Source organism: Delftia sp. DT-2, from assembly GCF_028401915.1.
GTDB lineage: Bacteria > Pseudomonadota > Gammaproteobacteria > Burkholderiales > Burkholderiaceae_C > Comamonas > Comamonas tsuruhatensis.
The window spans coordinates 199,005-213,714 of the sequence record NZ_JAQOTI010000003.1; the positions used below are offsets into that span (position 1 = coordinate 199,005).

14 protein-coding genes are annotated in these 14,710 nt (G+C 65.1%); 8 read left to right on the forward strand and 6 right to left on the reverse strand.

Annotated features, from left to right (window positions below):
* Positions 1 to 103 precede the first annotated feature (103 nt).
* From PO605_RS05810 to PO605_RS05830, 5 genes are all read left to right on the forward strand, one after another.
* Entirely contained in the window at positions 104 to 1,639 is a 1,536-nt protein-coding gene (locus tag PO605_RS05810; protein ID WP_272206182.1) for a phosphatase domain-containing putative toxin, read from the forward strand.
* Between the two features lie 35 nt (positions 1,640 to 1,674).
* Positions 1,675 to 2,079, forward strand: a complete 405-nt coding sequence (locus tag PO605_RS05815) for a hypothetical protein (protein ID WP_012203525.1) — start codon at positions 1,675 to 1,677, stop codon at positions 2,077 to 2,079.
* Between the two features lie 60 nt (positions 2,080 to 2,139).
* Positions 2,140 to 2,814 (forward strand): response regulator, encoded by a 675-nt coding sequence (locus tag PO605_RS05820; protein ID WP_017405435.1) that lies wholly within the window; start codon positions 2,140 to 2,142, stop codon positions 2,812 to 2,814.
* Positions 2,811 to 4,271, forward strand: coding sequence for an ATP-binding protein (locus PO605_RS05825; protein WP_272206183.1), 1,461 nt, complete (start codon positions 2,811 to 2,813; stop codon positions 4,269 to 4,271). The genes PO605_RS05820 and PO605_RS05825 overlap by 4 nt, the downstream gene beginning before the upstream one ends.
* Before the next feature lie 168 nt (positions 4,272 to 4,439).
* A complete protein-coding gene (locus PO605_RS05830) occupies positions 4,440 to 5,471 on the forward strand; it encodes a sensor domain-containing diguanylate cyclase (protein ID WP_047472769.1) in 1,032 nt (343 codons plus the stop codon).
* Positions 5,472 to 5,574: 103 nt separating this feature from the next.
* Here the strand turns inward: PO605_RS05830 and PO605_RS05835 are convergent, their stop codons facing one another.
* Positions 5,575 to 7,182: a methyl-accepting chemotaxis protein gene (locus PO605_RS05835; RefSeq protein WP_272206184.1), complete on the reverse strand. Its 1,608-nt coding sequence runs from the start codon at positions 7,180 to 7,182 to the stop codon at positions 5,575 to 5,577.
* A gap of 442 nt (positions 7,183 to 7,624) precedes the next feature.
* Here PO605_RS05835 and PO605_RS05840 point away from each other — a divergent pair, with 442 nt between their 5' ends.
* Positions 7,625 to 8,158: a DUF2939 domain-containing protein gene (locus tag PO605_RS05840; protein WP_047217496.1), complete on the forward strand. Its 534-nt coding sequence runs from the start codon at positions 7,625 to 7,627 to the stop codon at positions 8,156 to 8,158.
* 32 nt (positions 8,159 to 8,190) lie between these two features.
* Here the strand turns inward: PO605_RS05840 and PO605_RS05845 are convergent, their stop codons facing one another.
* Positions 8,191 to 8,415, reverse strand: a complete 225-nt coding sequence (locus tag PO605_RS05845) for a hypothetical protein (RefSeq protein WP_026062392.1) — start codon at positions 8,413 to 8,415, stop codon at positions 8,191 to 8,193.
* 23 nt (positions 8,416 to 8,438) lie between these two features.
* Complete coding sequence (yfcF, locus tag PO605_RS05850) at positions 8,439 to 9,086, reverse strand: glutathione transferase (RefSeq protein WP_272206185.1); 648 nt, start codon at positions 9,084 to 9,086, stop codon at positions 8,439 to 8,441.
* Positions 9,087 to 9,768: 682 nt separating this feature from the next.
* Here yfcF and PO605_RS05855 point away from each other — a divergent pair.
* Entirely contained in the window at positions 9,769 to 10,407 is a 639-nt protein-coding gene (locus PO605_RS05855) for a hypothetical protein (protein WP_156136094.1), read from the forward strand.
* Between the two features lie 407 nt (positions 10,408 to 10,814).
* Here the strand turns inward: PO605_RS05855 and PO605_RS05860 are convergent, their stop codons facing one another.
* Positions 10,815 to 11,474, reverse strand: a complete 660-nt coding sequence (locus PO605_RS05860; protein ID WP_047472869.1) for a hypothetical protein — start codon at positions 11,472 to 11,474, stop codon at positions 10,815 to 10,817.
* A 222-nt stretch (positions 11,475 to 11,696) separates the two neighbouring features.
* Between PO605_RS05860 and PO605_RS05865 the strand changes: the two genes are divergently transcribed.
* A complete protein-coding gene (locus tag PO605_RS05865) occupies positions 11,697 to 12,149 on the forward strand; it encodes a helix-turn-helix domain-containing protein (RefSeq protein WP_231574464.1) in 453 nt (150 codons plus the stop codon).
* A 19-nt stretch (positions 12,150 to 12,168) separates the two neighbouring features.
* Here the strand turns inward: PO605_RS05865 and PO605_RS05870 are convergent, their stop codons facing one another.
* Entirely contained in the window at positions 12,169 to 12,927 is a 759-nt protein-coding gene (locus tag PO605_RS05870) for a copper chaperone (RefSeq protein WP_047472867.1), read from the reverse strand.
* 9 nt (positions 12,928 to 12,936) lie between these two features.
* Complete coding sequence (locus PO605_RS05875) at positions 12,937 to 14,433, reverse strand: tyrosinase family protein (protein ID WP_272206186.1); 1,497 nt, start codon at positions 14,431 to 14,433, stop codon at positions 12,937 to 12,939.
* Positions 14,434 to 14,710: the final 277 nt, after the last annotated feature.

A 14,710-nucleotide genomic window follows, 5' to 3' on the forward strand; every position in this document is an offset into this window, starting at 1 on the left:
CAAATTGTGACGATTTGAGATAGAGCGAATACGCTTAGACTGCCGGCCCATCCAGGCGGGCGTGCACCGTTCTGGTTTCAGGAAGAAGCGCCCGCAAGGGCCCATGGCAAAACAGGAAGGGCATGCTTTGAAGCAGGACTACAGCTTGCAGGCGGCGGGTTTGGGCGCATCGTTCGGCGCGCGCGTCATCCTGGCTGAGGTGGACTTCACGCTGCCCACCCACGGCATCACGGCCCTGCTGGGCCCCAGCGGCTCGGGCAAGTCCACGCTGCTGCGCACGCTGGCCGATCTCAATGCCGCCAATCCGCGCTTTCGCCGCTGGGGCAGCGTGCGCTACGCGGGCCAGGAATGGACCGGCACCATGCAGGCGCCGCGCCTGGTGCAGCAGCAGGCCCGGCTGATGATGGCCAGCACCTTCGACGCCATCGTCGAGCTGGCCCGGCCCCGCCTCAAGCTGGTGCCGCATGCGCTGCGCGACTGGTGCCGCGCGCAGGTGCAGGCCTTCGGCTTTCCCGAGCTTGCGCTGATGTTCGACCAGCCGGCGCTGCAGCTGTCCCCCGTGCAGCAGCGTGCCGTGGCCATCCTGCGCGAAGCGCTGGCCGAGCCGGCCCTGCTGATGGTGGACGAGCCCACGGCAGAGCTTGAGGGCTACGAGGCCTTCGTGCTGCTGGAGCTGCTGCGCCAGGTGGCCCAGCGCACGGCCGTGCTGATGAGCACGCACCACCAGCAGCACGCACAGGCCGTGGCGCAGGACATGCTGCTGCTGGCCGGCGGCCGCATTGCCGAGGCGCAATCCATGGAAGCCTTCCAGCGTGCGCCGCTGTCGCTGGCGGGCCAGCAGTTCCTGCGCACCGGCAGCTGTGCCGTGGCCTCGCCCGATGCGCGGGCCGAAGACCTGGAGGAGGGCGTGCCCCTGCCTCCTCCGCTGCCTGCAGCGGCCGTGGCCGCGATCTCCGAATTCCTGTCGGACGCAGTGGCCGCCGAGCCTGCATCCGAGCCCATGCCTGCACCTGAGCCCGTACCCGTGCCTGCGCCAGTACCCGCACCCGCACCCGCACCGACACCCGCTGCCGCTGCCGCTGCCGCAGCCCGGCCGCGCGCCGTCAATCCCTCCGTGCTGGTGGACTGGCAGCCGCTGGTGGCCGACCCGCAGGCCGTGCCGGCCAGCCGTGGCCCCAGCGGCTTTGCCTGGCTGGTGCCGGGCCGGCTGGCGGGCGCGCCGCAACCGGGCGTGGTGCAGTCCATGGACTTCGACCTGAAGGCCCTGCGCGGCTGCGGCGTCACCGTGCTGATCACGCTGACCGAAAACGACCTGCCGCAGGAGCCGCTGCAGCGCCATGGCCTGCGCAACCTGCACCTGCCGGTGCGGGACCACGAATCACCGTCGGTGGCCCAGATCCAGATGCTGCTGGCGCGCATGTCGGCCATGCTGCGCGCGGGCGAGGTGCTGGCCGTGCACTGCCTGGCCGGCCTGGGCCGCACGGGCACGGTGCTGGCCGCATGGCTGGTGCGCGAGGGCCTCACCGCCGACGAGGCGCTGCGCCGCGTGCGCCTCATCGATGCCCAGTACGTGCAGTCCCAGGCCCAGGAGGACCTGCTGTATGCGTACGAAGTGGCACTGCTGCTGAAGATGGGCTGACCGATCACATCCATTCACAAAAAAGGAAAGCTGCAATGAGCCTGGATAACGTTTTGAGCGAGGTGGCCGGGTCCGTGCCCGAGTGCCTGGCCATCGGCTACGTGGATGCCGCCTCCGGCATGCTGCTGGCCATCCGCACGGTGGACTCGCATCCGCGCGAAGTCATCGACCTGGTGGCCGCCGCCACGGCCGACCTGTTCAACGGCCCCAATGTCTCGATGATCGAGAGCCTGTTCAAGAAGTCGCGCGGCCTCAAGGACGACGGCCACCACTATTTCCAGGAGCTCATCGTCAACAGCGACAACCTCATCCACGTCTTCCTGCGCGGCAAGCTCATGCCCGACTACGTGGCCGTCTTCGTCTGCCGGCGTACCGCCAACCTGGGCATGGCCTTGACCAAGGCCCGGATGGCCATGCCGAAGATTGAAGCGGCGGTGTAGCCGCCGCTCACCCCCTGAGTCGCCAACTGAGCCAGCCTTCCAGGGAGCTATTCTTCTGCCATGCGCTTACTGCTTGTCGAAGATGACGCCATGATCGGCGAGGCCGTGCAGACCCTGCTGCGCGGCGAGGGCCATGCGGTGGACTGGGTCCGTGACGGCCTGCAGGCCGATGCGGCCCTGTGCCCCGGCCCGGGTGGCGGCCATGGCTATGACATGGTGCTGCTGGACCTGGGCCTGCCGGGGCAGGACGGTTTGCAGGTGCTGCGCCGCCTGCGCGGGCGCCGCGACCGCACGCCGGTGCTGGTGGCCACGGCGCGCGATGCCGTGCGCGACCGCATAGCCGGGCTGGATGCGGGGGCCGACGACTACGTGGTCAAACCCTATGACCTGGACGAGCTGCTCGCGCGGCTGCGTGCGCTGGCGCGCCGGGCGTCGGGCGCAATGGATCCGCTGTACGAGCGCGAAGGCGTGCGGCTCAATCCCGCCACGCGCGAGGCCAGTGTCGAGGGGCGCGACGTGGTGCTCTCGGGCCGCGAATGGGCGGTGCTGGAGACGCTGCTGGCGCGCCCGGGCAGCACGCTGTCGCGCCAGCAGATCGAGGACAAGCTCTACGGCTGGGGCGACGAGGTCAGCAGCAACGCCATCGAGGTCTACATCCACGGCCTGCGCAAGAAGCTGGGCGCGGGGCTGATCCTCAATGTGCGCGGCGTGGGCTACATGGTGCCCAAGCCATGACGGCGCCTGCTTCCTCTGTCATCGCCCGGCTGCGCGGCCGCCTGCCCGGCGCACTGGGCACGCGGCTGCTCCTGTTCCTGGGGGCGGCCATCGTGCTCACGGCGCTGCTGCAGGGCCTGCTGGCCTACCGCAACGCGCTGCTGCAGACCGACACCCTGTTCGACTACCAGATGCAGCAGACCGCCTTCGCGCTGCGCGCCGGCCTGCCGGTGGATGCGCGCGGCAGGCCCCAGGGCACGCCGCCCGAGGATGAGAACCACGAATTCATCGTCCAGGTCTGGACCAACGAGGGCCTGCGCATTTTCGAGTCCGCGCTGGGTGCGGCATTGCCGCAGATGGCCGTGCTGGGCTTTGCCGATGTGCCCGCGCGCGGCACCGTCTACCGCGTGTTCTCGCTGCAGACGCGCTCGCAGGTGATCCAGGTGGCGCAGGACATGCGCGTGCGCCGCACGCTGGCGCGCGATGCCGCCTGGCAAAGCCTGCTGCCCATCGCCTTGCTGGCGCCCTTGCTGGCGCTGGCCGTGTGGTGGGTGGTGCGCAGTTCGCTGGCGCCCGTGCAGCGCGTGCGCCGCGAGCTGGCCGCGCGCCGCCCGCAGGACCTGGCCCCCGTGCCTGCCGAGGGCCTGCCCGACGAGGTGCGGCCCCTGGTGGCCGAGCTCAACGCGCTGCTGCAGCGCGTGGGCCAGGCCTTCGAGGCGCAGCAGCACTTCGTGGCGGACGCCGCGCACGAGCTGCGCTCTCCGCTGGCCGCGCTCAAGCTGCAACTGGTGGCCTTGCAGCGCGCGCCCGATGCGGCCGCGCATGACGAGGCCGTGCAGCGTCTTTCGGCCGGCATAGACCGGGCCACACGGCTCGTCGAACAATTGTTGACATTGGCGCGGCAGGAAGCCCAAGGCACGGTACAAGGCACGGCCCCAGGCCCGCAAGGCATGCAGGGGCCGCACGGCGCTGCCACGGCCGCACCTGCGGACGTGGACTTGCGCGAGGTGGTGGAGCAGGCCCTGGCGGACCAGGCCGTGGCGGCCCAGCAGCACGGCCTGGACATGGGCCTGAGCGAGTCCCCGCATCTGCGGCAGTCCTTTGCCGTGGCGGGCGACGCACAGGCCTTGCAGATGCTGGTGCGCAACCTGCTGGACAACGCCATCAAGTACGTGCCGCAAGGCGGCCGCGTCGATGTGGGCTGGCGCAGCGATGCACAGGGCCGCGCGCTGGTGGTCGAGGACTCGGGCCCCGGCATTGCCGAAAGCGAGCGCGAACTGGTGCTGCGGCGCTTTGTGCGTGGGCCTTCAGCGGCTTCAGCGGCTTCTGCGGGCCAGCAGGCGCAGGGCAGCGGACTGGGCCTGGCCATCGTGCAGACCATTGCCCAGCGGCATGGAGCACGCCTGCTGCTCGACCGCTCGCCCACGCTGGGCGGCCTGCGCGTGCAGGTGATATGGCCGCCTGTGTCGGCCTGCTGACAGCGGCGCGTGGCGCGCAGGCTTGTCGGCCTGCAGCGCGGCCGGGATGCTTCCCGCCTGCGTCTGGCCGGGTCACAATCCCCAAATTGGTGCCGGCCCGCCTGCCTTCCCATTCCCTCATCAGGCGCGCGGGCAGTCTGCTTCCGTCGTCATTTCGAGAGGTATTTCATGGAGTCCCTTGTCCAGCGCCTGTCCCAGTCCGTGACCCAGGCGCATTCTCTGGAAGAGTTGACGCGGCCCCTGCTGCAAATGCTCGAAGAGAGTACGCATCTGGAGTCCACCTATCTCACCACCATCAACGAAGAACAGGGCCAGCAGCGCGTGCTGTACGCGCGCAACGCGAGCGAGATGCAGATTCCCGAAGGCCTGGTCGTCCCCTGGGGCGACACGCTGTGCAAGCGCGCCCTGGACGAAGGCCGCATGTACACGCCCGATGTCGGTGCCTGCTGGGGCGACTCCGAGGCCGCGCGTGAACTGGGCATTCGCACCTACGCCAGCGCCCCGGTACGCTTTTCCGACGGCCAGCTCTACGGCACGCTGTGCGCGGCCAGCAAGACCTCCCAGGCGTTGAGCACCGAGGCCCAGGGCCTGCTGCGCCTGTTCGCCAACCTTATCGCCGAGCGCGTGGAGCGCGAGCAGCTCATCACCAGCCTGAGCAAGGCCAACCAGGAGCTGGCGGCACTGGCCTTGCTGGACCCGCTGACCGGCCTGCCCAACCGGCGCTGCCTCACCGACGAGCTGGGCCGGCTCATTGCACGCTGCGCACGCAGCCAGGAATGCGTGGTGGTGGGCTTCATCGACCTGGACCGCTTCAAGAACGTGAACGACGAGCACGGCCACGAGGCCGGCGACGCACTGCTGCGCGCCATGGGAGAGCGCCTGTCCTCCCATCTGCGCAGCGCCGACATGCTGGCGCGCTTCGGCGGTGACGAGTTCGTCTTCATCGGCGTGGGCCCGCTGTTCGGCAGCGAGGCCGACGCCGTATCGCGCGACCTGCAGCAGCGCCTGTCGGAGGCCTCGGTCATGAAGGTCGAGCTGCACGATGGCAAGACGCTGGACTACGGCGGCGCCAGCGTGGGCGTGGTCTGCCTGCGGCCGGACTCCATTGACGCCGACGACGCGCTGCAAAAGGCCGATGCGGCCATGTACCGCGTCAAGATGGCGCGCAGCCGCGGCGCCAGGGGCACCGCGCTGCATTGAGCCAGCCGCAGGCACTGGCCCGGCGGCCAGGGCCTGTTGCTGCCTTGCTCTGGCCTGTCTGGCGGCTTCTCGCGCGCGCTCTTCGCTCTTGTTTCTTTCCGTCTCAGCCTGCTGCCAGCATGGGCTGCCTGCGCTGCAGCTCCACGGCGGCATGCTGATGGTCGCTTGCCGCCTCCAGCTTGAAGGCGCCCACCGTGCGCACCAGGTCGCCGGCCTGGCCGCGCAGGCTGGAGGCCGCGGCGGCCATCTCCTCCACCAGCGCCGAGTTCTGCTGGGTGGCCTGGTCCATCTGCGTGACCGCCTGGCCGATCTGGGCCACGCCCGAGCTTTGCTCGGAACTGGCGGCGCTGATCTCGCCCATCAGGTCCGTCACGCGGCGTATGGCGTCCACCACCTCGGCCATGGTCGTGCCGGCCTGGTCGGCCAGCGCGCTGCCGTTGTGCACGCGGCTGGTGCTGTCGGTGATGAGCTGCTTGATCTGCTTGGCGGCCTCGGCGCTGCGGCTGGCCAGGCCGCGCACCTCGGTGGCCACCACGGCAAAGCCCCGGCCCTGTTCGCCGGCGCGTGCCGCTTCCACGGCCGCGTTCAGCGCCAGGATGTTGGTCTGGAAGGCAATGCCATCGATCACGTTGATGATGTCGGCGATCTGCCGGCTCGATTCGCTGATGCCGCGCATGGTGTCGACCACCTGCCGCACGACTTCGCCGCCCTGCTCGGCCACGGTGGAGGCGCCCAGGGCCAGCTGGTTGGCCATCTGCGCGTTGTCGGCGTTCTGGCGCACGGTGGAGCTGAGCTGCTCCATGGAGGCTGCCGTCTGCTGCAGCGCGCTGGCCTGGCTTTCGGTGCGCGAGGACAGGTCCTGGTTGGCCTGCGCGATCTGCCCGCTGGCCGCCGCCACGCTGACCGATCCCTGGTGCACCTGGCGCACCACGCCGCGCAGCCCCTCCTGCATGGTCTGCAGGGCGCGCAGCAGCATGGACACCTCGTCCTTGCCGCGCACATCGATGTGCCGCGTCAGGTCTCCCGCCGCCACGGCATCGGCCGTATGGATGGCCTGTCGCAGCGACCGCGCCATGTTGCGGATGATGGACCAGCCCAGCAGCACTCCCAGCAGCACGCCCCCGATGATGGAGCCCACGGCCACCGCAAAAATCACCTGGTACAGCGATTGCGCGGCCTCGTATTCCTCCTTGGCGACGCGGGTCTGCAGCGCGGTCAGCTGCACGATCACATCACGCAGCGGCGCGTACAGCGCCTCGTCCTTGTCGATCAGCAACTGCCGGGCCAGCTCCAGGTCACCGGACAGCAGCGCTTGCTGGGCCGGCTTCAGAAAGCCCTGCAGGAACAGCGCGCGCACGGCCTCGAAGCGGTCGGCCAGCTGCGCCTCTTCCTCGGTCATCCGGGTCTGGCGGAACGAGGCCCAGGCCTTGTTCACGTCGTTGATGTTGGTCTGTATCTCCTGCTGCTTTTGCTGCGTGTATTCGGGCAGGTGCACGGCAATGGCGCCCGAGACCGCATTGCGGTTGCGCAGCAGCAGGCGCTGCACTTCCAGCAGATCGCCCAGTGCGACCAGGCGCTCTTCATAGACCACCTTGAATCGGCGGTTGGACTCGCTGATTCCATAAAGTCCGAAAGCGCCGATCACGATCATGAGCAGTGAGAGAAAACCAATCAAGGCGGTCAGGCGAGTCGATAACTTGAAATTATTCATACTGCGTCCTTTGCATGCATTGCGGATGGTTGGTGGGTACTCGCGTTGTCAGGCCGCCCCGTGATTGCTCACATCTCTCGCAAAAAGAACTCGGTCGTGAAAATGAGATTTCATTCACGGTAAATGCCCGGTCTGCACAAAGGCTCACAGGCACCCGGAAACGGCGATGCTGGCTTGCCGATGGCCTGCGTGGCCAATGGCGATCCATGTTGTATTGGTTTGTAAACTATTTGTTACAAACTATAGTATGAATCTGATGGGGCAGGCAATACCAGCTTTTCAGGTATTCGCCCTGGCCTGATAGGGGTTCTCTGCCCATTGCTGCGGCAGGAAGAGACGGCCTGTGCCCGGGGCCGTCCCTGGCCGGCGCCTCGCGCCGGACGGGCCCGCCTAGAATCCGCGTTTGCGCGTGGCCGCTGGCACGCTTTCACGAAAGAGATCCATGAAACCCAAAACACTGGCCGGTGCGCTGGCCGCCCTCTGCGTGGCTGCGGCCGGACTGCTCTATGCATCGCCCTATATCGCCCTGCACCAGATCGGCAAGGCCGTGGAGCGCCGCGACGCCCAGGCCCTGTCCGGCTACGTGGACTTCCCTGCGCTGCGCGAAAGCATCAAGGGCCAGATGATGGCCAGGCTGCAATCCCAGATGGGCGGCTCGGGCGACAGCGCCTCCAACCCCCTGGCCGGCTTTGGCCAGCAACTGGCCCAGGGCCTGGTCAGCCAGTTCACCGAGGCGCTGGTCTCGCCCGACGGCGTCATGCTCATGCTGGAAAAAGGCAAGCCCGGCAAACCTACGGACGTGGCCGCCGCAGGCGTGGGCGTGGACACCCAGGGCGGGCCGCCGCGCAAGGACTACTCCGTGGAGTACCAGGGCTGGTCCAAGGTCTTCGTGCACCCGCGCGGCGAGCCGGGCGGCTTTATCTTCAGGCGCGAAGGCCTGATGGGGTGGAAGCTGGTGGCCGTGAAGATGGATTGAGGGGCGCGGGCAGGCGCCAGCACCCTGGCACCTCAGCCTTGATGCAGCACCTTCATCACATGGCGCTTGCCCAGCCGCAGCGCACGGGCATCGGCCTCCTGCCGCGTGTCGCAGCCCTGGTCTTCGGTGACCGCTCCCAGGGCCTTGCCGCTGGCCACCTCCAGCAGCGTGGCGCGGGGCAGCCAGGCGCCGGGCGTGACATCGCTGGGCAGTGATGCTGGCGTGATCCGCACGCCCATGTAGAGAAGACTGTCCATGGCCTGCCAATATCCCGGGGGGCTCAGCCTGCCAGCGGCGGGCGCGGCAGGGCCAGCCACTGCTGGATGGCGGGGTGCTGCCACTGCCGGCGCGCATAGGCGGCCAGCAGCGCAGGCACGGCGTCGCCGTTGAGCACCAGGCGGTTGAGCATCAGCGCCAGATCCACATCGGCAATCGACCATGGGCCGGCGATGTGGTCATCTTCCGCGCGGATGAAGGCACCGGCCACCGAAAACAGCTTGCGCGCCGCCGCCTGGCCCGCATCCGACAGCGGCGTGGGCGTGGGGCGGTAGAACACCACCTCGGTGCTGCGCTCCGAGCGCAAGGCCATCAGATCGCTGCGCAGCCAGGCCTGGACCTGGCGCACACGGGCGCGCGCCTGCGCATCCTGGGGGTAGAGCGGTGCGCCGCCAAAGCGGTCCTGCAGGTACTCGCAAATCGCCGAAGACTCCGACAGGCTGAAATCGCCGTCCACCAGCGTGGGCACCCGTGCCGTCAGTGACGCGGCCACATAGTCCGCCCCGGTGTTCTGTCCCGCCGAAAGGTCCAGCGTGCGCAGCTCGAAGTCAATCCCCTTGACCTTCAGCGACACGAACACGGACAGGGCATAGGGAGAGGCGAATTGCGAATCGGCGTACAGCAGCATGAGGGCCTTTCGGGGAAACTGCATGGGGATGGGGGCACTGATGGTAGCTGAGCACTCGGGGCCTATGGCCCGAGTAGGCAGTCTGCCTCACCTTGTGACTCCGATTGTCCAAGTCAGCCTCGCCGACTGGCCCACGCCATGAACTTTGCCAACCGGTGGGCACTGTACATGGATCGGCAGCATCGGTCAGAAGGTTAAGGGTCCTCTGCACAGATCAAAAACGATCTGCTACGCACCATTCATCACAACACTGTCCAGACAGCCAGTCGCCTGTAAGTCGTTGCGATTGCAACGATAGATAGTTCATGCCTGAAGTTGGCTGTCACAGAAAAAGTCGATTTTTGCAGAGGATTCCTAAGAAAATTCTTAAACTATCGATAGCCTGTTTGCACGCATTTATTGCATCTATAGAGTTTCCCTATAGCATTGGGCCAGCCCCTAAAAATCAGTAGCCGTACGCTGACTCCAGCTGCGCCGGTCCGCTCTTGGCGGATGGTCACGCCAGAACAATGCCGCCCACCTTTGGAGTTGGGTTTTTGGTGCTTTTGATTATCCAGTTCTCAGCTTTTCCCAAGCTGGAGTTTTAGGATTCAATTGATTGGACCATGTGCCCTCTCGAAGGCTGCTTGGCGCAAGTTGAGCAACTCGCCTGTATTAAATCAATAGGCGATATTTCTATGGTTCTTAATCTTTCTGGGGGAGAATTATGAAAAGTTTACTTGTTTTTTTCTTTGTAATATTGAGTGCGATTTTTCCTGATACCGTCCTGGCGAATGAAGAGGTCGTGCAGGTAAAAATATCCACTCATTTCAAGGGTGAGGTGGTTAAAAGGAGTGCCGTCGTGGGTTTGGGTGATTCAATAAAGCTCACATCCAGTCAAGAAGGAATGATTGTTGCTATAGAATATGTGATAAAAAATATTCAAGTGAATAATTTGAAGAAATATAGCTTATCTGCGACTTTATACTCTGGTGTAGAGGGTGGTGAAACTTGGTTGTCCAAGCGCGATATTTTTGCAGTTGTGGAAAAATCAGTTCCTGCCTTTTTCAGACTTGACGAAGCATCTGACGAGATGCAGGTGGAGGTAACCATAGCTGACATCCAGGACGAAGAGGGATACTTGAAAAATATGCCTAGAAAAACCTGCGATTTGAGCTTGGAAAGTCCTATTGTCCTGAAATCTCAGAGTGCATCAGGAACGTATGGCTGCTGCGATATTCGTTGCCAATCTCTTAATGGAACCTGTTGTGGCGCAATTATGTGCTGTCTCAGGGATCCCGATAGCTATCCAGTTTGGCAAAATGATATTGCGCATGATTGCTGCTGTTATTCACCTCAATATTAAGCAAAGATAGCATAAGGAACTCATTTACCGTCCAGCACGAGCGCCCCGAACCAACCCTCGCCTCCCGCCTGTACCAAGAGTTCCAGCGCTTGAACTTCACCGAATGGCCCACAAAGCCGGCCAGGACCAACGGACCCTGAAGCAGTCCGAGTCCGGCGACCTTGTCCCTGACGCCACGGCGTTGCAGCAACTGCACCTTGCTGGAGTCGATATTGGCTAGGTGCTGTTGTCTCTGCGCTCCGCCACGCCCGACGCCGATGTGCAGACGCGGCTTGCGCGTGGCGAGGCCTTTGTGGGTCGGTGTGGCGTGGCAGGCCTCGCAGGCGCAGGACACGCGGCTGGGCGAAGTGCGCGAGGCCGTGCTGCGGCTGGAGAACGTGGTCGTTCAGGGCTGATCCGCACCCGGTTCACCCCGGGCGGCCCATGCCGCCTTCAAAGACATCGCGCACGTCACGAAAGGTCTGTGAACCCCATTCATCACGGTGCTCGCCATGCAGGGCGGCCGCCACGTAAACGATCTCCGACAACTGCGAGATGCGTGCCGCCATGCCGTGCGCCACGATATGGCTCTCCGTGTTCTGGTAGTCGCCCATTTGCATCAGCACCTGCGCCAACTGCTGGACCTCGTAGTTGGCCTCGCGGGCCAGTTCGCGCCACTGCGATGGCGTTGCACCGGTGTCCAGCCTCGCTTGCAATTCGTACAGCGTGGTGCGCGGAAACACGATCCCGTCCACCGGCGTCTCTGATATCTGAGCCAGCGCCTGGGCCGCTACTGCCAGCAGGCGGGTGCGTGGGCCTGACTCCGCATCGCCGGGCACCAGCCGCGCCGAATTGATGCAGGCGGCCACGTCAAACGCCGTGTTCTGCAGATCGCACGTCGAGCCGGGCTGCGCCGCGTGGCGTGCCACATCGCTGGCGATGCGCAGCAGGCGGTCGGACTCCCCGCTGTGCCGGTGCTTCTCGTCGGTCATCGCGGCCTGCGTGAGTGCTTCAGCGGCCTGCAGGAACAGCGCGCGGTCCGCCTTGGCGAGTTTCTTGCGCGATGGTTTTGCGGCGACATGCTTCATGGACCTCCTTCGAGCAACGTACAGGCGCAGCAAAGGAGCCGCCTGAGGGGTCAGGTAGTATTTGGCGCTTGTAGTGACAACGCTCCATAGGCTATCAAACGAAAATTTGATCGTCAATAGTTTATATAAAAAATGTTTGACTTCTCTGCGCGCCTGACGGAGGAAAGAAATAGGCTGGGCCTGAGCCAAGAGGCGTTTGGCGCTATCGCGGGAGTGTCAAAGATGTCCCAACTCAACTATGAGAAGGGCGTCAGAAAGCCTGATGCGGGTTACCTCATGGCTGTCGCCGAGCAGGGAGTGGACGTCGCCTACCTGCTGACAGGTCAACGTTTGTTTGACCCGAACGCCATCCAGCACGAGCGCCCCGAACCCACCCTCGCGGCCCGCCTGCAGCAGGAGCGCCGGCGCCTGAACCTCAGCGAAGCCGAACTCGCCCGCAAGGCCGGCCAAGCCAAACAGGTCCTGCAGCAATTCGAGTCCGGCGCCCTCGTCCCCGACGCCACGGCGCTGCAGCAATTGCACCTTGCCGGCGTCGATATCGGCTACGTGCTGCTGTCCCTGCGCTCCCATGCGCCCGACGCCGATGTACAGGCACTGCTGGCGCATTACGGCAAGGCGACGGACGCTGGGCGCGCGCTGGTGCGAGGGGTGGCGGAGCTGGCCGGGCGGGGGTGAGGCTCACCCTCCACAGGGTTCAGTGTCTTGTCGCCCGGCCCAGCGACGTGCGCGGCTTGCCGTGCAGAAGGCGCCGCAGGACATAGGGCAGGCGCCAGGCGGGCCGCAGCGATGGGCCTGTGCGCTCGACAAAAAGCAAAACGGCAGCAACAGCCATGGCCGGCAGGTGCCAGGCCGCGGGAAAGGCAAAGGGCGCCAGCATCCACGGCCAGCATGCCGTGGCGCATGCCACGCCGGTTCGCAGTCCGTGCTGCAGGCTGTCCCGGTTGGCCGTGGGGCCGCTGGCGGCCACGGGGTACAGCCTGTGGCAGGCATTGTGGGCGCGCGTTCCTGCGGGCGATGAACTCCACAGGACCGCCACGGCAATGCAGGCAAGAATGAGCGCGGGATGCGCGGCTGCGTGCAAGAGGGCGGCAAGCGGCACCATAACCAGGCCGGCTGCCATCCACACCAGCGCATAGCCCGCAAGCAGCAGGCCCGCCGCCAGCAGGCGCCGGCGGGCCACGCTCGATCGCATGGCGTGGCGCACCTGCCGCAGTGCCAGCAGCGGCATCATGGCCAGAACCATGGCCAGCCATGCCACACCGAGGATGCCGAGCGTGTGCCCGTCCAGCACCAGCGGCGACAGGTCGGCCAGCGTGATCGAGGACAGCGAGCCGCACAGCGACAGGCCGGGCGCGGCAGGCGGGCTGATGGCCAGGCTGATGAAGCCTGCCCCCGACACGGCCATCAGTGCTGGCGCGGGAGCGGTCCGCAGGTCTCTCAGCAGCGCGTCCATACGCGGGCCTTAGCGGGTGGCGTCCTGTGCGACCACGCTCACGCGGTCCACGGTGATTTCGCGCCCGGGGTCGGCTTCGGGCTGTTCGATGGCCACGTTCAACTGGTCCAGACTGCCGCCTGCGTCCAGGATGGCCTGCGTGGCATCGGTGATGTCGATGGTGGCGCCCAGTCCGTTGCCTCCATGCGGTCCGTCGCTGGCCGAGGCCTTGGCCAATCCGAACAGGGCGACGGTGTCGGCATGCCGCGCTGCCGCCCCGGGCGAGCCGATGGAGACCGTCAGCACGCCGCTGGGCGCATTGCCGCGAATGCCTTCCAGGTGAAGAAAGTAGCGCTGTGGCCGCGGCAGCGCGGCGCCTGCCTGCAGCAACTCGACCTTTGCGGCACCGGGGTCCGCGATCGATACGGTGGTCAGCCGCGGCGTGCGGCCCACGATGACCCGCTCCGCATTGGAGCCCAGTACACGCGGCGCGGGCGGCGGGACCGTCGAGAATTCTGCGGGCATGTCGATCTCCTGCGGTGTGAGGCCTGCCGTGCTGGCCGTGAGCGTGGTGGCGCCCGTGCCGCTGGTCAGATTGTCATAGTCAGGGGCCAGCGCACCGCCCGGCAGGGTTTCACCCGGATCATAGGAGGCCAGCATTCCTTCGGTGTCCGGCATGACGAAGCCGCGGCCGGCAGGGCCGTTGCTCCAGGCGGCGCTGTTGTCCTGGATGTTGCCGGGCTGGGTCAGCCAGGCTGCCCAAAGCCGGTCCACATTGCAATGGTGCACCCAGAAAATCGGGTCCAGGGCGGCATAGTCCGGGTCTGACATGAATCCATAGGGCTCCTGCAGTCCGCCGACCATGATGTGAACCAGATTGTGCGGATTGGATTCAATGGCGCCAGTGTCGCTGCCGTCATGGGAAAAGGCGGTGATGCCACCGCCGTATTCCAAGGTGCCGGGAGCGCTGGTGAAGCGGTGGTAGTCCTGGCAACCCAGCGTGATATCACGGGGAATGTCAGGCGTTGGTCCCAGGCGCTTTGACCCATTGCGCCTGGCCTTGGCCAGGAAATTGGGAGAACCATCCGGCAATTTCTCTTCCAGGAAAGCCTGGGGTATGTTGCGTGCGGCCTGATTGCTGGAATTCAGGTAGTTCCAATAGGGAAGCGCCCAGTCCGCAGGGCCGCCAAGCTCCTTGACGGTCTTCGCCACAATCGCTTCGAATGCGGCGAGATAGCCGCGATGCCAGGGAAGAAAGTACCAGGTGCCATGCTGGCATTGGTCCCACATCTCCTCGGTTTCGGATGTGGGTGGCAAAGGGTCCTTGGCCGAAAGCACGCCGGCACTGATCCAGCCGCTCTTGTTGATGCCATGAATGGCGGCAAGATATCTCCAGCTGGTCCTGTCCGTAATGGGAAGAGAGTAAAGGTGCCCCACGGCCTTGGAATACCAGATCAGCGTTTCATTCCAGACAGTTCCACCTTGATTGACATCACGACGAATTCCAGTCATTGCGATCTCCTCCATGAAAGTTGGAGACTGGAGTGTATGAAGGCGGATTTTATTTTGCAAGGAATTGTTTTGTTTTATTGTGTCGGGTAGGGCATTTCAATTGATATTGAGATCGCATTCACATTGCGTTCATCTCAATGGGATTGAATTGATGATTTCCAGTATTGACCCATGGTAAGCATTGAGTCAGCTGACGGTGACGATTTTTTGTGTTGGAGCCGGGTTCTGGGTTCTTGCCATGGAGCTATCAAGGAAATGCATTGAGGGACGGCAGAGAGCGGTAAGCCCGGTT